This window comes from Halorientalis sp. IM1011, from assembly GCF_001989615.1.
Taxonomy (GTDB): Archaea; Halobacteriota; Halobacteria; order Halobacteriales; family Haloarculaceae; genus Halorientalis.
On sequence record NZ_CP019067.1, the window covers coordinates 2,740,439 to 2,757,668 of the forward strand.

The following is a 17,230-nucleotide window of genomic DNA, read 5'->3' on the forward strand; positions in this document are numbered from 1 at the left end:
CCATTCACGGCCGCGTGACGGAAGACCGTTTGGCCAGCGGCGATCCGTGACTACACGACGGCCTCTCGACGACATCGGCGGCGATCTTCCGAAGATTCCAACGTGCCAGTGTGTACGTTTATATGGGATTACACGACCACTGATAGATACAGGGGTGTCGACGCCCCGGTCAGACAATGGAGTACGACATTCGCGGCAAGAACGGATTCGCGGACGTAGAGGTCGCCCTGGATGCAAACGAGCAGATCCTCGCGGAGCCGGGAGCGATGGTCAGCTACGACCCCGGCATCGAGATGACGACGGACACGGGTAGTGGGGGCCTGCTGGACTCGGCCAAGCGGTCGATGCTTGGGGGCGAATCGGTGTTCATGAACACGTTCACGGCCCAACAGCCCGGCAGCGTCTATCTCGCGCCGCCGGCACCGGGCGACGTTCGGGCACGATTCCTCGACAACGACACGGTCTACGCCGATTCGGGGTCGTACCTGGCATCGGAACCCAACGTCGACGTGACGACCGAGTTCCAGGGCGCGTCGAAGTTCTTCACCAGCGGCGACGTGTTCCTCTTGAAGCTCACGGGGACGGGTACGGTCTTCCTCGACAGCTACGGTGCGATGGAGACCATCGAACTGGGACAGGGCGAGCAGTTCAACGTCGACACTGACCACATCGTCGCCTTCGACGCATCCGTCGAGTACTCGACGTTTCGGCCGGGCGGCGTCAAGAGTCGGGCGTTCGGCGACGAGGGGAAAGTCGCCAGGTTCTCGGGGCCGGGCAAGATCTGGATCCAGAACCGCGACTTCGAGAGCCTCGCCGAGAAGGTCGCAGAGGAGATTCCCGGCGGCGGTGGCGGCGGGGACGACGACGGCGGGATCGGCGTCGACGACTTCCTCTAGATCCGATCGCGTTCTTTCGGCCCGTGCGGACCAGGTATTTAGTGGTACAGTCCCTAGGGAACTCGATGTCCCGGACGCCACCTGGTCCCAAAGGACGACCGGTTTTCGGCAGCGCCCGTCAGTACGCCCGCGACCCGTTCACGTTCGTGACGGCGCTGGAACGGGCCTACGGCGGGATCGCCCGGTTCGACATGGGACCGCTGGAGACGTACGTGGTCACCGACCCGGCGGCGATCCAGCGCATCCTCGTCTCCGACGCGGCGAACTTCGAGAAGCCCGCGTTTCAGGACGACGCCCTCGGCGATCTGCTCGGCGAGGGACTCCTCCTCAGCGAGGGGGAGACCTGGCGGACACAGCGCGACCTGGCGAATCCGGCCTTCGAGATGTCGCGGCTGTCTGGGATGGCCGACCGGATCGTCGACCACGCCGAGTCGATGGTCGACGGCTGGGCGGCCGGCGACGTGATCGACGCAGAGGAGGCGATGACCGGCGTCACGCTGAACGTCATCCTCGATCTGATGATGGGCGTCGAACTCGAGGAGGCACGGGTCGAACACGTCCGCGAGCAACTGGAGCCGCTGGGAAAGCGGTTCGAACCGGACCCGATCCGTTTCGCCCTCCCGGACTGGGTCCCGATGCCCGACGACGCCGAGTTCGAGGCGGCGGTCGCGGAACTGGAGACCGTGATCGACGAGATCGTGCGCCGTCGTCGCGACGACATCGGCCGCGAGGGTGACCCGGATGCGCCGATGGACTTCCTGTCGATCCTCCTTCGTGCGAGGGGCCGCGGCGAGCAGACCGACGAGCAGATCCGCGACGAGATGATGACGATGTTGCTGGCCGGGCACGACACGACGGCGCTGACGCTGACCTACACCTGGTATCTGCTCTCGGAACACCCCGAGGTCGAGCGCCGGGTCCACGACGAACTCGACGCGGTGCTGGGCGACGGGCGACCCACGATGGCCGACGTGCGCGAGCTGGAGTACACCACCTGGACCATCGAGGAGGCGATGCGGCTCTACCCACCGGTGTACACGATGTTCCGGTCGCCGACACGGCCGATCGAGATCGACGGTTACACCGTGCCGGCGGGGACGAGCATCATGCTCCCCCAGTGGGCCGTCCACCGCTCGGAGGAGTACTGGGAGGATCCGGAGACGTTCGATCCCGAGCGGTTCAGCCCCGAGCGCCGGACAGATCGGCCCCGGTTCGCCTACTTCCCGTTCGGCGGCGGGCCGCGCCACTGCATCGGCAAACACCTGGCGATGCTGGAGGCCCGGTCGATTCTCGCCACCGTCGCGGACCGCTACCGACTGGAGTTTCTGGGCGAGTCACCGCTCGACCTGCTCCCGACGCTGACCGCACACCCGCGACAGGAGATGTCGATGCGGGTGGTACCCCGCGAGACGTAGCTCAGGGTGGCTCGCGCTGGTCCACGTCGGTCTGGAGGGTGCCCGTGACTCCGGTCCAGTCGTCCTGCGGGCCGTCGAGGGTCACAGTAACGTCGTCGCGGTACTCGTCGGCGCTCCAGCCGAAGACCCACCACGAGTTGGTGCCGTGCACCGTCGCCGACGCGTAGACTTCCGTGTCCGCGTCGGTGTCGTAGCTGGCGTATACCGCCGAATCGTACTCGTAACACTCGATCCGGTCGGGGCCGGGAGTATCACACGCCGTGGGTCGACGGTCGACCTGCGGGCCGAACACGGGTTCATCGTCCCACGGCGTCGCGGTGTCGATGCTCCGGTCGACGGGAACGGTCACCTCGACGCGGACGTTTCGCGTGTCGTTGACCACCATCGAGGGGTTTCCGGGCTCGTACTCGTCCTCGGAGATCTCGACTCGTTCGCCGCGCCCGTCCCGCTCGACGAACTCGTAGTACTCAGGTGTGACCCGCAACTCGGCGGCCGAGAGCGCGAGCATCGGGCCGCGATCGGTCTCGACCACCTCGTAGGTGAGCGGGCCGGACCGATTCGTCCCGGTCTCGACGGCGGCCGCTCCGAGGTCGGTGCCGTCGGTCGCGTCCGGCACCGGCAGGTAGACCGTCGCGTTCGTGAGGGTTCCGTTGGTCGAGAGCGTCACCTCGTAGGTGTACTCGCTCTCGTAGCTGGTGCGGTAGAGGTGGCCGCTGTAGAGCCACATCGCACCGAACACGACCGCCAGCAGAACCACTAACGCGAGGACGATACCGAGTGCCACACGTCGCCAGTTGTCGACCAGTCTCGACCCAGTCGTCTCGTCGGTCATCCCCGAGTAAATGCGGTCGACTGACAAGAAGGTTCGTCCTCAACTAACGATCTCGTCGATCTCGGCGTGCCCGAAACAGACGCGACTCCCGGTCATCGCGACGCGCTCACAACCGTCCTCGCCGCAGGTTTGCATGGTAGGAAAGCACATCCTGTCACAGGGTTCGGCCACGGACGGATACCCCTGTCGGCCGGTCACTCGTCGACACTCACCGGACGATCCGCTGGTCGCTCGTCCGTGCGTGTTCGCGCAGACGCTCGATGCGTTCGTCGACGGCGGGATGAGTCGAGAGAATCTCTCCGAGCGTGCCGTCCTCGTCGCCGCGGGTGTACAGCGGCGAGAGCAGACTCCAGTTCGGGTCCTGTACCCGGTCGATCTTGGCCAGTGCACGGGCCAGCGCGAGCGGATCGCCGGTCACCGACGCGGCGCGGTCGTCGGCGGCCAGTTCCCGCCGGCGCGAGTGGGCGCGGATCAGGAGTGTGAGCACGAAAAAGAGGACGACGACGGCGTTGCCGATCAGCAGGCGAAACCGGCCGATCGACCCCTCGGCCCACCGGGTCGGACGGCCGCGGATCCAGGCCACGCCACGGGCCACCCCTGTCAGAAAGAGCAGGGCGGGCGACAGCACGACGGTGACGATTCCGACCAGCGTGCGGAGGCCGCTGTAGGCGAGCGTCTGGATCAGGCTATCGCGGTGCTCCAGGTGGGCGAACTCGTGGACGAGGATTCCCTCCAGTTCGGCCGGCGAGAGCAGGCGAAACAGCGACCGGTCGAGGACCACCGCGCCGTCGCGCCGACTTCCGAGCGACAGGGCGTTGGGTACCGCCATGTCCGCGACGAGCAGTCGGGGCGTTTCGATGCGCATGTCGGCGGCCAGTCGATCGGCACGCCGGTACAGTTCCGGCGCGCGCTCCCGAGTGAGGGCGGTCGCGTCGACGCTCTCGAGCAACCGACTGGTGCCGTACTGGTAGCTGAGATAGCTCAGGACGAGCGTCGTGACGGCGACGACGACCACTGTCGTCCCCAGCGGCGGCCGACTCGACCAGAACCAGACCAACAGGGCGTAGACCAACCAGGCGGCGAGTCCGTACCCGACGAGCAAGGAGAGTCCGACGCCGGCCATGAGCGCGCGCAGTCCCAGCCGACCCATGGATTGGCTTAACCCACTCCCGCGCAAAGGCGTGTCGTCTCGAAACTGTCACCGTAGCCCAAAGATTGAAATCGAACGACGGGATAGCTACGAACGTGCCGACTGTCGAAGTCTCGCTTCCACAGGACGTACACGCGCAGTTCGAACGGCTCGTCGAGGAGGAGTTCGTCACACAGGAGGAGGCCGTCGAGGAGTTGCTCTCGTCGGGACTGGACGCGTATACGCGTAATCTGTCCGGCGACGACCGGGAGGCGACGGACGTGGCCGACGAGTTCGCCGAGGACATGTGGGACACCGCCGAGGACCCGGCCGCCGGCGGCCCCGACGACGATTATCTCTGAACAGCCGGGCGCCCGCCCGGACCGATTTTTCAGTCCGCCACGGTGACGGTGGCCTCGTCGAGAAACTCCCAGTCGTCCAGCTGCGCGGCCGTCAGCAGGTCCTCGAGCAACTGGCCGCCGGTCTCGGACGCGCTCGCCTCGTCCTCGCTCTCGATGGCCACCGTCGCCGCTCCCTCGACGGTGATCCGATAGGGATCGAACGGGCCGGAGGGGAACTCGTACACGTCGATGGCTTCCGCGGTGACCGACTCGAATGTCTCACCGCCGGCCTCGCGGACCGATTCCCGGACCGAGTCGGCGGCGTCGCTTTTGGCCGTCCCGGTCGTGCCGGCACTGACCGTCGCGACCGTCTCGAACCCCCGCGTCACGTGATAGGTAGTCATGGTCACCGGTTGTCGGTCGGGCGTCTTTAGATGGCCGGTCTGGAACGCTCGGCGGCCAGCGGCAACCTGGACCGAGTTGCCTCGGTGTCCGCATCCGGCTCTCATCGAAGCCGGGTAAACGAGATGGGGGGTTCCCGGCGGGTGAGGACGCCGCTACTGGTGACGGACGGGAGAGGAGAGGGAACCGTCAGACGGTGGCGTCGACCGCTTCGGCGTCGACGTCCTCGGGCAGGCGGTCGAGTGCGCGCTCGAACCGCTCGGGGTCACACGACCGGAACTCTGCGGCGACCCGCCGAGCGGCCTCGTAGTGGTCGCGGGCGCGGTCGTAGGACTCGACGGCCGTCACTGCGTCGCCGGTCTCGCGTGCAGTCTCGCCGCGGCCCCGGGCCGTCTCCGCGACGGTCTCGTGGGCCGCGACGAGTTTCTGGGCGGCCCACTCGACCTGGAAGCGGAGCGCGTCCGGATCGCCGTCGAACACGTCCCCGCGACGGAGGCCGAGGGTGAGCGCCTCGTGACAGGCCTCTAGCGCCGTCTCCCAGCGGTCCACGGCGGTCTCGGGGTCGTCGGTCCCGGTCGCGGCGTCGCAGGCCTCGGTGGCCTCCCTGAGCGGAGCGGAGCCGATCTCGTCGATTGCCTTCTCGACACCGGCCACTTCCGCGGCCATGTCGTCGGTCGCGTGATACTCGACGTCCTCGGAGAGCTCCGTGGCGCGTTCGTACGCCGAGAGTGAGCGCTGGTAAATCTCGTAGGCCTCGGCGTAGTCGCCCGCGGACCGGGCGGCTTCGGCCCCGCCGGCGAGGTGTCGCGCCCGGGTCCAGTGAGTGCGGATCCGTGCCAGCGACAGCCGCGTCTCCAGTTGGGCGATCCGCCGGTGCATCGCGTGGTCGCCGTCACGGAAGTCCGCGGCCACCCGCTCGGCCTCCCCGAGCAACTCCTCGGTCCGGTTGATGGCGGTCCGTGCCGTCGCCGGTTCGCCGTCGTCGAGGTTGTCCTCGACCGTCGAGAGGTGTTCCCGCGCCTTCTCGAGTCTGCGGTCGACGGTCACCCAGTAGGAGATCGCCTGTTCGACGTACTCCGCGACGTGGTCGAGGTCCTCGCGCCCGCCGACCCAGAAGGTGTACCGGTCGCTGGTCCGCGCGGTCAGCGTCAGGCGACTCTTGAACACGCCGCTTTTGGTCTCGACGGCCCGGATCTCGGTGTACGGCAGTGAGACGCTCCGGTTTCGCCCGCTTCCGTCGTCGTTGCCGCCCACGAGCAACAGGACTCGCTCGTCGGTCACCGCCGCCACGGCGTTGTACCCCGAGCCCGGTTTGACGACTCGCTCCCCGTCGCCGTCCTCGTGTTCGATCCCCTTCTTCTCGTTCGTCAGGACGTACCGGGGTTCTTCGGTGCCCTCGAAGTAGTCGTCTAGCGTCTCTCCGTCGAGGTAGCCGTTCCCACTGCCGTCGCTCGTTACCGCGTGCCCCGCATTAGTGCTGCCCCCCATTGTGATCCCGTAACTGTTGGTGATTGTCGCTCATCCCTAATCAATCACTCGCCCGGTACCTCCGTCGAACCGACATCCCCGGCCTCGGCCAGCCACTCCTCGACGAGACGGTCGATTTCGGTCTCGATGGCCGCCAGTTCGGCGTCTTCTGCCACCTCCCCGTCGGCCGTCGCGACCCGCTCGTGTGCCTCGATAGAGAGGTCTGCCAGCCGGTCGCTGTGCGGGCAGTCGGCCGGCGCGGGGAGAGCGAGTTCGGAGACGACCGACTTCGAGAGGCTGGCTTTCCCGTTCGAGGACAGGTCCCGCAGCGTCCGCTGGTAGGGTGCGGCGTTGAGCAGGGCACAGAGGAAGTGGGCCGCCCGGCGGTCCTCGGTCGCGACGAACATGTAGTGATCGCCGGGAATCACCTGCTTCTCGCCCAGATCCGGATCCTCGCGGGTCGAAACCACCGTGAAATCCGGTTTGAACCCCAGCCGACACCACGCCACCTTGTAGTCGGCCCAGGTGTACTCTCCGAGGCCGAACACCGAGTAGAAGGGTCCCCGGTCCAGCCACGACGAGGACCGATCGAGCAACGCCTCGCGGTGCTCGGTGAGGTAGTCGTAGGTCTCCGGGTACTCATCGCGAAGCCACGCCTCGTTGTCCTCGCCGGCCTGCTCCTGTGGGATCAACCGGAGGTCGTGGCCCGTCAACCCCCACTTCCGGACGTGTCGCGACTTGAGATACGGGTAGACGAGTCCGGGCTCCAGTCGGTCCAGATCCCCCCGCTCCAGCCCGAACACGGCGTTGGCGTCGTCTTTCAGCCCGTGTCTTATCTCGTGTGTGCATCCCCCCAGCGCGGCCCGCTCGGCATCCGCCCGGAGCCACGGTGTCGTCGTATCGTCGGGATCCAGGGGGACGAGTTCGGTGTCCGTCGTCGCGGTACTGGCCCGGAGCGCCGTGCCGGAATCGAACTCCGCCTGTCCGTCGCCGGGCGTCCGGACCGTCGCGGACACGGGGAAGGTCGGCTCGGTGTCGGCCGCAACGCCGTAGATCGCGGCGTTCGCGCCGACCTCGGGGAACGGATCGAGTGCGGAGAGATCTTCGACTGTCTGGAGCGACAGCGGCCGGTCACCGACCTGCAACTGCCGGAGGACCGCCCCCGCCGGCCCCCGCATCAGGTCGCGTTTGAGGACGAACGCCGCCGTCCCGCCCTCCCGGAGGTAGCGGTGGATGCAGGTCCAGGCGAACGGGACCGACACATCGTCGTTGCTGTGTCCCAGTCGGGCGGAGACGCCCTCGTGAGGCTGGAGCCCGAGCGGTTCGACGTATCGCTCGCGCCACCGATCCTTGAGTCGCTCGGAGAGGCGTTCCCAGGGAATCCACGGTGGGTTGCCTACGAGGGTATCGTACTGCAGATCGAGCGAGTCGCCGCGAAACTCGATCTCGTCGTCTCGGGTGAGCCCGAGCGCGTCGGTCAGGAAGACAGGGACGGCGATCGTCTCGCGGTCGCTGGCCGCAAGTTCGTCGAACAGCGCGGTGCAGTACGCGAGCGTGGCCGACTTGACGGCGACCGGGTTCACGTCGATGCCGACGACCGATTCGGTGGCGGCGTCGAGAAACTCCTCGGGCGAGCCCGTCCAGGCGTCGCGTTTCCGATCCAGCGCGGCGGTGAGGAACACGCCCGACCCACAACCGGGGTCGAGGACGCGCCGGTCGGCCACCGACGCCGGGAGCGCGTCGAGCGCCAGATCAGCCACGCCCCGAGGCGTGTAGTACTCCCCCAGCACGAGTCGGACCTCCCGGGAGACCACCTCGGCGTAGAGGCCCCTGAGCCGATCCGGCGTCAGCCGTCGCAGGGTTTCGTCATCGACGGCGGCGATCACCCGCTCCCGTCCCCGCTCCGGCGCGAGCACGCAATCGTGGAGGTCGCCGAACGCCACGTCGGACGCGCCCGTGTTCACGCCCGGCTGGCGGTTCGTGACTCTCACACCCACTTTGCCCTCGAAGGCATCGAGCAGGCAGTCGAGCAGGAAGTCGACGTAGCAGGTCTCGACGAACGCCCGGTCGACCGGATCGGGAGCGTCGAGGGCGGTGAACACGTCCCCGTGGCTGGTTCGGACGAACCTCGCCCAGCGGTCACGGGCGTCGGCCAGCGGACCGTCCTCGTCGAGTCGCTCCCGGGCGGCGGTGCAGTAGGCGTCGCGGCAGGCGTCGGCGTCGAAATCCCGGAATACGACCATTCCCTCGCGGCTTCGAGCGGACCTGTGAAATACCTCCCGCCCTCTATCGCTGCCGGGTCCGGCCGGTCTCGGTCGCTGGCGTGCCGAAACCGTGAGGTATCAGTCGTTCGAGAGTCGCCGGGTCCGCGGGTCGCCGTCGGCCATGTCGCCGACGAACTCGAAGTCGTCGTCGGACGGTTCGAGCCCGTCGAGCAGGTCGGTAAGGGTCTCGATGGAGGCCTCGAGATCGGCGACCAGCCCCGGTTGCAGTTCTTTCGCGACGCCGAGTGCTTGCCCGATCTCGTCGAGCGCGTTCTCGTAGGCGACGGCCGCCGCCACCGACCGGTCGGCCGCATGGAGGCGGTCGCCGGCCGTCCGGTGGTACGCGGCCAGCCGCTGACGCGTGTGGACGATCTCGCCGACGACCCGCTCGATCGTCTCGCGCAACTCGTCGCTGTCGCCGGCGAAGCGCCGGTCGTCGCTACCCCAGTCGAGGACGAGCGCGGTCTGGTATCGCTCCAGTGCGACCTCGAACTGATCGGCGGTCGTGGCGAGCGTGTCCGCGTCCCGGGCGCGTTCGTAGGCCGTCTCGGCGCGCTGGAGCGGCGACTTCGAGAGGTGGTCCAGACTCTGGGTCACCGTGTCGACGTTCTCCCGGATGTCGCTTTCGTCCGGGAAGTCGTCGTCCCGTGCGATGTCCAGCGCGCGTTCGTACTCCGTCCGCGCCTGCAGGAAGGCGTCGTAGGCCTCGTTGTACTGCTCCCGTCGCCACTCGTCGTGGGCCGCTTTCGCGTGGTCCTCAGCCCGCGAGACGTGGATGTTCATGACGCTGGCGTCGAGTCGTCGCTCGACTTCGTGGACGCGTTCCCAGACTGCGTCGTCCCGGTTGGTCGAAAGCTCCGGCGCTTTCCGCTGGGCCTCCTCCACGTGATCTCTGGCCGTGCTGGCGGCGTCACGAGCCGCGTCGTGGTCGCCGTCCGAGAGCCGTTCCTCGACGTCGGCGAGGTGTCTGCGGGCGTGTCCGAGCTGGCTCTCGACGCGCGACCAGACGACGGCGGCCCGTTCCAGATACTCCACCGCTGGATCGATGTCGACGGAACTCCGGACCGAGAACCGCCACTTGACGCCTTCCGTCGTCCAGATATCGACGCCCTTCGTCAACATCCCGCTTCGGGTCTTCACGTCCTCGATTTCCGTGTACGGGACTGCGAAGGACTCGTCGCCCGTCCCGTCGCTGTCACCGACGACGAAGAAGACACGGGTGTCGGTGATCGCCGCGATGGCCCGGTGGCCGTCGCCCGGCGTGTACACCGTCGTGTCTTCCTCGCTCTCCCGTCTGACGCCCTTTTTCTTGTTCGATAATAGAAACGCGACGCGTTCGGCGGCTCCCAGGTGTTCGATGAGCGGTTTGTCGGCGAGGTAGCCACTCGCGAATACACCCCCGCTACCCGTCTCCGTGAGCAACTCCTCGTCTACAATCGCGTTCTCGTCCTGGGAAGCCAACATGAGTTCGCAGGGATACAATGATGCTGGTTGATAATGAGTCATGCGCTCGATCAAACGAGCGTCAGACATTATATTTATTATATATTTGCAGAAATAAATGGCTGCCTACGCCGAATACGTCTCGTGTGCGCCACAGCGCAGACGCGTGTCTGACTGGGGTTTAGGTGGTCTGACCGCCTCTCTGTGGGGTATGCCACGGTTGGCGCTGGATCTGCCCGACGACCTCAGGCGAGCCGAGAACAGTCGCGAGAACGGTGAGAGACGGACCGGCGGGACCGCAGCCCGGACCCGAACGGCGACCGTGACGGGTAGCGACGATCCGAGAGTCGCCCGGTGGCACCGGTGCTGGGCCGGCGATCAGTAACTGTCGCTCTCGATCAGGTGGGCGGCGATGCGCTGTGCACCGACGGTCGCAGAGAGGTCGGGTCGCTCGGGCGCGGTGGCGGTGACCTCCCGGTTCAGTTCCTCGCTCAGTCGCTCCTCGAACTCGTCGACGATGCCCGGGACACAGGCCATCCCACCCGTGAGGGCGATGGGCTGGTCGAGCGCGAGCTGGTACACTTTCATGTAATCGTTGGCGAGGTCGGGCAGGAAGCTGTTGGCGATCTCGTCGACGACTTCGTCTAAGTAGTCGTTGCAGGCGTCCATCACGCTTCGTTCGATGGTGAACTCGTGTGCGCCACCGCCGGGTTGCTGGATCACGTCGGTGAAGGGCTCGAAGTCGACGAAGTCGGCGTGTTCCTCCTTGTACTCGCGGGCGGTCGTCTTGTCGATGTTGACCCGTCCCTGGGTCTCCTCCTCGACGTTGTTCGCGATCATCCGATCGACTTCGTTGCCCGTCACCGCGCCCGTCGCGAACGGCGTGAGTTGCTCGCCGCGACGGTAGGCCGAGGCCTCCAGATTGGTCGAGCCCATGTTGACCGCGGTGAAGATCTCGCTGATCGCTTCGAGGTCGTCGCCGATTGCGGGGATCGAGCCACAGAGTGACTCCGGATAGCTCTGGACGCCGGCCTGGCCGATGGCGCTCTCCTCGATCACGGATTCGAGGTTGGCGAGGCCCGCCTCGTTGTCGATGGTCGGGATGGCGTAGACGACGACGCTGTCCTCGGGAACGTCGTGTTCCTCGATCAGGGCGTCGAAGAACTTCTTGGTCAGTTCGGCCCGGTCGTCGTCCTCGGGCAGCCCCGATCGGAGCATGAACTCCGCGCGGTCGGGGTACTCCATCGCCGCCTCGTCGCCGTACAGCACCCGTTCCTCGCCGGTGAGCTGGTCCTCGTAGGTGGCCAGACAGGTCAGCGTCCGGATCGTCTCCAGTCCGCCCTCGCCGTCCGGGCGGGCGATCACAGTCCGGGTACTCCCCAGTTTGACCCCGACCGGAACTGGTCCGTCCGACGCCGTGTCTTCGTCATCGCTCATAATCGGCCGCGGCTACTCACGGCTCTGGTATATAATCTCTCCCTGTACTCAAAATCGAAACACGTCGGCCCGAACGGTATCGCTCGCTACAGCATCGAGACGAGTCGCGCGATGTAGACCAGACTGAGTTTGTGATCGTCGACGCTGCCGCCGCGAGGTTCCTCGTTCGGGCTCTCCAGTCCGAGCAGGTAGTCGTTCAGGGCCCCCTCCACGTCCTCGGTGAGCCAGCCGACCGACTCGTAGTACTGGAGCGCTTCGCTGGTCCCCTGGTAGCCGAAGTTCGAGAGCAGGAACTCCAGCCACTCGAAGACGACGTACTCGGCGGCGTAGCTCTCCGGCAGGGCGTCGAGATACGGCTTCTCCAGATCGTCGACACTCGCTTCCAGGGGCAACAGTTCCCGGTAGAGTCCGTTCTCGAACTGGTCACGTGACGGCGTCTCCGAATCGAGGCCGTCCCAGCCGCCAGCATCCGGCCGCGCGCTCTCCTCGCCATCGCTCGTCGGGGGTCTCGGCGCGTTGCCGCCGTCACTGCCGGAGCGGGGTCCGTCACCCCGCTCCCGGGCCATCTTCCGGAGTTCGTCGAGATCGTAATCGCGTGGATTGATCGTCATGTGTTCGTTGTGAAGAGATTTCTCCCCCAGTATGTTAAACCTTACACCCGACCGAGCGCCCGCTGTGGGTTCGCTCCGCCGGAAATCGCCCGGAATCAGGGACGCGTCTGACGCGGGGCTGACGACTGGCTGTCACGCCACGCTCGGTTCTGGGCCCGGGAACGTTTTTCATACGTCCGTGTGACTGGCCGGTATGCACGGCGTTCGGAGCCGGCGACCTGCGCCCGCCAGTCGCTCACCACGCAGGAGGCGGGTCCCATGATCTCGACGGCCGTCTACGACGCCGACGGCGTGACCGAGTACGACGACCTCGCCGCCGCCGATGCCGCGACGGGGACGACCTGGGTCCGTGTCAGCGACGCGACCCCGGACGAACTCGACACCGTCGCAGAGACCTTCGGGATCCACACGCTAGTCGTCGAAGACGTTCACAACGAGGTCCGGGCGAAGACTCAGTTCTACGACGACTACGCCTTCACCCTCGTCAAGACCGTCGAACTGGCCCGGGGCGATCAGCCCTTCGACGAGGAGATCCGCGCCGAACCCGTCGGGATCTGCGTCGGTGCGGACTGGCTCGTCACGCTGTCGGTCGCTCCCGACGATCCCGTCGACCGGGTCTGGGAGGCGGTGCTCGGGGGCGACAGGCGCATCCTCGACCGCGGTCCAGACTTCGCTGCCTACCGGATCGTCGACGTGATCGTCGACGAGTACTTCACCGTCCTCGACGATCTGGAGACCGATATCGAGGCCATCGAGGAGGCGGTCACGGTCTCGACCGACATCGAGACGCTCGAAGAGATCAACGCGCTCCGCCGGGATCTGCTGGCGTTCCGTAAGGTGGCCTGGCCCTGCCGGGAGGCCGTCGGCGTCCTCGCTCGCGGCGGCCCCGCCCAGATCGCGGAGGAGACCGAGAAGTACTACCGGGACGTGTACGACCACCTCGTTCAGGTCGTCGACCTCACCGAGACCTACCGGGACCTGACCAACGGAGCCCGAGACATCTACCTCAACACGCTCTCACAGTCCACCAACGAGGTGATGAAGGTGCTGACGGTCATCGCGACGATATTCCTCCCGCTGACCTTCGTCGCTGGCGTCTACGGTATGAACTTCGCCGGGAGCCCGTACAACATGCCCGAGTTGACCTGGCGATACGGCTACCCGGCCAGCCTGATCCTGATGGGTGCCATCGCCGGTGGGATGCTCGTCTATTTCAGGCGGAAGGGATACCTCTAGCCCCCCGCGATCAGCGGCACCAGCAACACGCCCATCAGCGTCGCACGCCGCGCGCCGAAGCGAGGCGGGATCAGACCCACGAGCGTCGCCGCCACGAAGATCGCGATTCCGATCGGGCCGGCGAGGACGAGCGAGAGGACCGCAAGCAGCGCCAATACGACCACGGAGAGCTTCCCGTAGGCGACCGAGCCGACCAGCGAGAGATAGCGGTCACCGACCGTCGGGACGAGGACGAACCCGACGGCCGACGCCAGCGCGACGCTCGCGAGCAAGAGCGGGAACGCGAGCGGCGCGCCGCTTTCCTCAAGCGCGACGAGCACGCCCGTCCGCGGGGACCCGAGCGCGCGCAAGGCCAACAGAGCGAATATCGTATTCGACGTGTTCACGCCACTCGTGATCACCACGAACCCGCGCGCGCCGAAGCGGTACGGCACGGCGAGTAGCGCACCCGTGGCCGCGATGGCGCTGGAGACGCCCGGGATGAACCCCACGACGGCCCCCGAGAGCGTGCCGGCAGCCGAGAGCCCGCCGACCGCCGGCTTCGAGAGCGCGAGCGTCGCGTCGTCCTGTGGCGGGACGCCACTTCCGCCGAGGGCCTCGATGAGGACCGGCGCGCCGAACAACCCTGCGAACAGCGGTGCCAGCGTTCCGCCCGCGCTCACCAGCCCGTCTGTCGGGAGATCGAGCGTTAGGTGACCGAGGACGCCGCTGGCAGCCAGCGCGATTCCGGCACCGACCTTCGCGCGATAGGTTCCCTCGGTCGTCACCAGTCCGACAGCGACGGCCGCCAGCACGGCCGAGAGGTGTGCCCGAATCGTCGGATAGAGTGCAGTCACGGCTTCTGTGACCGGAATCGCGAGCGGCACGGCCAGCGCGACCGCCAGCCCGCTTCCCAGTGCCGACAGTCGCAGGGCTTCCCGGCCACGGCCGGCCAGTACGAGTTCGTGGCCGGGGAGTGCCGTCGCGGCCATCGCCGGATCGGGGACGCCAAGCGACAGTGCGGGAACGATGTCGAGGAACGTGTGAACCGTGCCCGCCGCCAGCATCGCTGCCCCGATCAGCCGTGGCGGGCCGGGCACCGACGTTGCCCCCGCCGCGAGCAGCAACGCCATGTTGTTCGCGTGCAGGCCCGGGACGAGTCCGCTCACGACCCCGAGTGCGACACCGCCCAGGACGAACGCGAGCGCCGCGGCCGCCGCCGACGGCGCGACCGCGATCCGGACACCCAACCAGGTCGATACTGCCATCGAGAGTGGCTGGTCCCGGCTTCCGATTTAAGGGCTCGGCCGGGACGGTGTTGTGTCAGTCCTCGTCCACCGGTCGGTTGTCGACTTCGGCGTGCGGCGAGGGACCGGGCGAACCGTCGCGGACGTCGGCTGTTCGGAAGTCGTCGTCCGTCCGGTCGACGCCGGTGAACTCGAACCGGGCACCGCCGGTCTCGCTGTCGGTGACGGTCACGTCCCAGCCGTGGGCGCTGGCGGCGTCGGAGACGATAGCCAGTCCGAACCCGGTCCCGTCCTCGCTGGTGGTGAATCCGTGATCGAGGACCGCTTCTTTTTGCTCGTCGGGAATCCCGGGACCGTCGTCGGCGACGAAGAAGCCGGTCGCGTCGTCGAGGTCGCCCACCGTGACGCTCACGTCCGCCCGGCCGTGTTCGACGCTGTTGCGAAAGAGGTTCTCGAAGATCGTTCGCACTCGGCCACGATCCGCCTCGATCACGGCGTCGGTCTCGACAGTCAGCGTAGCATCGGTGGTCGCGACGGTCTCCCAGGCACTCCGTGCGGTCTCGGCCAGCCCGACGGCCTTCGTCTCCGTGACCGCTTTCCCCTCCCGGGCCAACGTCAGCGCGTCTTCGATGATCGCTTCCATCCGCTCGGCGGCCTGTTTCATCTCGTCGAGCTCCGACTCGTCGACCGCGGCGGTGTCGTCCTCGATCCGCGCGTCGATCAGTTCGAGATAGCCCGACGTAACGTTGAGCGGATTCCGCAGGTCGTGGGAGACGATCCCGGCGAACTGGTCCAGCCGCTCGTTCTGGTGTTCGAGCTGCTGTTTCCGTGCCCGGAGCGTCTCTTTTTGTTTCTCTAACTGCTCCTCCCGGCGTTTGCGGTCCGTGATATCGTGGAGCAGGATGACGTGGGCACGCGCCGCCGCTTCGTCGTCACTCAGGGCGGAGATCGTCACCTGATAACAGCGCTCACCGTTCGGTGTCTCGACCCACACCTCGTCGTCGAGTTCGTGGACCGGTTCGTCCCCGTCGAGGACCGGCCCGATCTCGTCGCACTCCAGCACCCACTCCGGCCGGACGACGGTGGTCAGCGGGTCGCCGATCGGTCGGTCCAGTCCGAGCATCCGCTTTGCCGTCGAGTTGACGTCGACGATCCGACCCTCCTCGTCGAGGACCATGATCCCGTTGTCGACCGCCTCGACGACGAAGTCCCGGGCCAGGGGAACGTCGTCTTCGAACCGCGACCCGACGACGGCGAAGAGTCGGTCGACCGGGAGCGCCCGAACGAACGTCACGCTGCCCGTCGCCAGCAGGAGGACCACGCCGATCCCGAGGTAAATCAACGGGACCAGCATGAAGTGCGGGAACGGGCTGAGTCCGGTGAACGAGAGTACCGTCACGACTCCGATTGCGAGCGTCGACAGGGAGACGACGGCGCTCATCTTTCGATAGACGTTTCGGGACCGGAGTACCCGCCGGGCCAGCATAGTGTTGTACCCGATCGCGACGCCATAGGAGATGGCCCCCATCACGTACATCCCGATCCCGAATTCGTAGGTGAGCTCGTCGAACGCCCCGCTCCGATCCACCGCGACTTCGGTCAGGAACAGCCCGTGAATCCCGTCGGTCAGGGTGAGCGCGAGCGTGACCACTGGAAAGGCCAGAATTGTGACCATCCGCGGCCGCGTGAGCCAGTCCCGACGGCCCACGAAGTTGAGCGTGAACAGCCCAGTCGTGACGACGAGCATCGGGATCGTCGGGAGAAAGAGCGCGAACCAGAACCGCTTCCAGAACAGCGACACTGCCGAGACCGTCAACAGCGTGAACAGCGACCACAGCGCCAGCGACAGCTGGACTCCCATCGCCCAGAGCTCCAGACGTCCCTCTCGCTGACGCCAGGAGATCGCCGCCCCCACAGTCCCGATCACCACCGCGAGCGCGAGCGGCAGCGTGTACGGTGTCGCTTGCCACTCCATCGTGTTCGAAAGTCGACCTTGACTCGGACTCGGTGAGTCAGATATATAAAGATACGTCCTGGAAATCACCGCTGATACGCCCGTCTCCGGGGCCCTGGTGGGCCATGCCGGGAACTAGTGTCACTGGGATCGGGCGGGTGTCGGCGTCGCCACTCCCGGGTGAAAAATAACTGGAGAAGATTGGTGGGCCGCGTTTAACCGAACAGCTCGCCGAGGCCTTCGCCGCCGTCGCCCTCTTCTTCGTCGTCGTCGCCGTCGTCTTCGGCTTCGGCTTCGTCGCCGCCCTCGTCGCCGCCTTCGTCGTCGCCGCCCTCTTCGAGTTCGCCGTCGGCGCTACCGCCTGCGGGGGCCGCTGCACCGCCGGCCGGGACCGCTGCGGCCTGCTCGACGGCTTCCTCGATGTCGATGTCCTCGAGGGCTGCGACGAGGGCCTTGACGCGGGACTCCTCGACGTCGACGCCCGCCGCTTCGAGGACGCCCGTGATGTTGTCTTCGTTGATCTCTTCGCCGGTCTCGTTCAGGATGAGTGCTGCGTAAACGTATTCCATGGTTGGTA

General features: G+C 66.7%; 16 protein-coding genes. 5 read left to right on the forward strand and 11 right to left on the reverse strand.

Annotated features, from left to right (window positions below):
* Positions 1–176 precede the first annotated feature (176 nt).
* Positions 177–896 carry a TIGR00266 family protein gene (locus BV210_RS14175; RefSeq protein ID WP_077207278.1) on the forward strand — a complete coding sequence of 240 codons (720 nt, stop codon included), beginning with the start codon at positions 177–179 and terminating at the stop codon, positions 894–896.
* A 65-nt stretch (positions 897–961) separates the two neighbouring features.
* Complete coding sequence (locus BV210_RS14180) at positions 962–2,311, forward strand: cytochrome P450 (RefSeq protein ID WP_077207279.1); 1,350 nt, start codon at positions 962–964, stop codon at positions 2,309–2,311.
* A 1-nt stretch (position 2,312) separates the two neighbouring features.
* Here BV210_RS14180 and BV210_RS14185 read toward each other — a convergent pair whose 3' ends face one another.
* On the reverse strand, positions 2,313–3,143 hold the full coding sequence (locus BV210_RS14185; RefSeq protein ID WP_077207280.1) for a hypothetical protein: 831 nt from the start codon (positions 3,141–3,143) through the stop codon (positions 2,313–2,315).
* Between the two features lie 208 nt (positions 3,144–3,351).
* Positions 3,352–4,293, reverse strand: a complete 942-nt coding sequence (locus tag BV210_RS14190; protein WP_077207281.1) for a M48 family metallopeptidase — start codon at positions 4,291–4,293, stop codon at positions 3,352–3,354.
* Between the two features lie 95 nt (positions 4,294–4,388).
* On the opposite strand from BV210_RS14190, the gene BV210_RS14195 reads away from it, so the two are divergent.
* Positions 4,389–4,634 (forward strand): hypothetical protein, encoded by a 246-nt coding sequence (locus BV210_RS14195; RefSeq protein WP_077207282.1) that lies wholly within the window; start codon positions 4,389–4,391, stop codon positions 4,632–4,634.
* 29 nt (positions 4,635–4,663) lie between these two features.
* Here BV210_RS14195 and BV210_RS14200 read toward each other — a convergent pair whose 3' ends face one another.
* The 4 genes from BV210_RS14200 to BV210_RS14215 all read right to left on the reverse strand — a co-directional run bounded on the left by BV210_RS14200 (position 4,664) and on the right by BV210_RS14215 (position 10,210).
* On the reverse strand, positions 4,664–5,017 hold the full coding sequence (locus BV210_RS14200) for a hypothetical protein (protein WP_077207283.1): 354 nt from the start codon (positions 5,015–5,017) through the stop codon (positions 4,664–4,666).
* A gap of 187 nt (positions 5,018–5,204) precedes the next feature.
* Positions 5,205–6,503, reverse strand: a complete 1,299-nt coding sequence (locus tag BV210_RS14205; RefSeq protein WP_077207284.1) for a PH domain-containing protein — start codon at positions 6,501–6,503, stop codon at positions 5,205–5,207.
* Between the two features lie 44 nt (positions 6,504–6,547).
* Positions 6,548–8,725 (reverse strand): N-6 DNA methylase, encoded by a 2,178-nt coding sequence (locus BV210_RS14210; protein ID WP_077207285.1) that lies wholly within the window; start codon positions 8,723–8,725, stop codon positions 6,548–6,550.
* A 99-nt stretch (positions 8,726–8,824) separates the two neighbouring features.
* Positions 8,825–10,210, reverse strand: coding sequence for a PH domain-containing protein (locus tag BV210_RS14215; RefSeq protein WP_077207286.1), 1,386 nt, complete (start codon positions 10,208–10,210; stop codon positions 8,825–8,827).
* A 190-nt stretch (positions 10,211–10,400) separates the two neighbouring features.
* On the opposite strand from BV210_RS14215, the gene BV210_RS19960 reads away from it, so the two are divergent.
* Positions 10,401–10,574, forward strand: a complete 174-nt coding sequence (locus tag BV210_RS19960; protein WP_157526035.1) for a hypothetical protein — start codon at positions 10,401–10,403, stop codon at positions 10,572–10,574.
* Here BV210_RS19960 and BV210_RS14220 read toward each other — a convergent pair.
* A complete protein-coding gene (locus BV210_RS14220; RefSeq protein WP_077207287.1) occupies positions 10,568–11,626 on the reverse strand; it encodes a hypothetical protein in 1,059 nt (352 codons plus the stop codon). The two genes, BV210_RS19960 and BV210_RS14220, sit on opposite strands and share 7 nt — an antisense overlap.
* Positions 11,627–11,712: 86 nt before the next feature.
* The gene (locus BV210_RS14225) at positions 11,713–12,237 is read right to left on the reverse strand and encodes a FlaD/FlaE family flagellar protein (protein ID WP_077207288.1); all 525 of its coding nucleotides are present in this window, start codon (positions 12,235–12,237) and stop codon (positions 11,713–11,715) included.
* 258 nt (positions 12,238–12,495) lie between these two features.
* Here BV210_RS14225 and corA point away from each other — a divergent pair, with 258 nt between their 5' ends.
* Positions 12,496–13,473, forward strand: coding sequence for a magnesium/cobalt transporter CorA (gene corA / locus BV210_RS14230; protein ID WP_077207289.1), 978 nt, complete (start codon positions 12,496–12,498; stop codon positions 13,471–13,473).
* On the opposite strand, the gene BV210_RS14235 is transcribed toward corA, so the two are convergent.
* The 3 genes from BV210_RS14235 to rpl12p form a co-directional block, all read right to left on the reverse strand.
* Positions 13,470–14,720: a tripartite tricarboxylate transporter permease gene (locus BV210_RS14235; protein WP_077207290.1), complete on the reverse strand. Its 1,251-nt coding sequence runs from the start codon at positions 14,718–14,720 to the stop codon at positions 13,470–13,472. The two genes, corA and BV210_RS14235, sit on opposite strands and share 4 nt — an antisense overlap.
* Positions 14,721–14,775: 55 nt before the next feature.
* Positions 14,776–16,674 carry a histidine kinase N-terminal 7TM domain-containing protein gene (locus BV210_RS14240; protein WP_077207291.1) on the reverse strand — a complete coding sequence of 633 codons (1,899 nt, stop codon included), beginning with the start codon at positions 16,672–16,674 and terminating at the stop codon, positions 14,776–14,778.
* Positions 16,675–16,868: 194 nt separating this feature from the next.
* Positions 16,869–17,222, reverse strand: a complete 354-nt coding sequence (gene rpl12p / locus BV210_RS14245) for a 50S ribosomal protein P1 (protein WP_077207292.1) — start codon at positions 17,220–17,222, stop codon at positions 16,869–16,871.
* Between the last annotated feature and the right edge of the window lie 8 nt (positions 17,223–17,230).

Bases quoted from the DNA above. Each gene is read 5' to 3' on its own strand.
- BV210_RS14175 (WP_077207278.1), top strand. From the start codon at position 177: ATGGAGTACGACATTCGCGGCAAGAACGGATTCGCGGACGTAGAGGTC.
- BV210_RS14180 (WP_077207279.1), top strand. From the start codon at position 962: ATGTCCCGGACGCCACCTGGTCCCAAAGGACGACCGGTTTTCGGCAGC.
- BV210_RS14185 (WP_077207280.1), bottom strand. From the start codon at position 3,143: ATGACCGACGAGACGACTGGGTCGAGACTGGTCGACAACTGGCGACGT.
- BV210_RS14190 (WP_077207281.1), bottom strand. From the start codon at position 4,293: ATGGGTCGGCTGGGACTGCGCGCGCTCATGGCCGGCGTCGGACTCTCC.
- BV210_RS14200 (WP_077207283.1), bottom strand. From the start codon at position 5,017: ATGACTACCTATCACGTGACGCGGGGGTTCGAGACGGTCGCGACGGTC.
- BV210_RS14205 (WP_077207284.1), bottom strand. From the start codon at position 6,503: ATGGGGGGCAGCACTAATGCGGGGCACGCGGTAACGAGCGACGGCAGT.
- BV210_RS14210 (WP_077207285.1), bottom strand. From the start codon at position 8,725: ATGGTCGTATTCCGGGATTTCGACGCCGACGCCTGCCGCGACGCCTAC.
- BV210_RS14215 (WP_077207286.1), bottom strand. From the start codon at position 10,210: ATGTTGGCTTCCCAGGACGAGAACGCGATTGTAGACGAGGAGTTGCTC.
- BV210_RS19960 (WP_157526035.1), top strand. From the start codon at position 10,401: ATGCCACGGTTGGCGCTGGATCTGCCCGACGACCTCAGGCGAGCCGAG.
- BV210_RS14220 (WP_077207287.1), bottom strand. From the start codon at position 11,626: ATGAGCGATGACGAAGACACGGCGTCGGACGGACCAGTTCCGGTCGGG.
- BV210_RS14225 (WP_077207288.1), bottom strand. From the start codon at position 12,237: ATGACGATCAATCCACGCGATTACGATCTCGACGAACTCCGGAAGATG.
- corA (WP_077207289.1), top strand. From the start codon at position 12,496: ATGATCTCGACGGCCGTCTACGACGCCGACGGCGTGACCGAGTACGAC.
- BV210_RS14235 (WP_077207290.1), bottom strand. From the start codon at position 14,720: ATGGCAGTATCGACCTGGTTGGGTGTCCGGATCGCGGTCGCGCCGTCG.
- BV210_RS14240 (WP_077207291.1), bottom strand. From the start codon at position 16,674: ATGGAGTGGCAAGCGACACCGTACACGCTGCCGCTCGCGCTCGCGGTG.
- rpl12p (WP_077207292.1), bottom strand. From the start codon at position 17,222: ATGGAATACGTTTACGCAGCACTCATCCTGAACGAGACCGGCGAAGAG.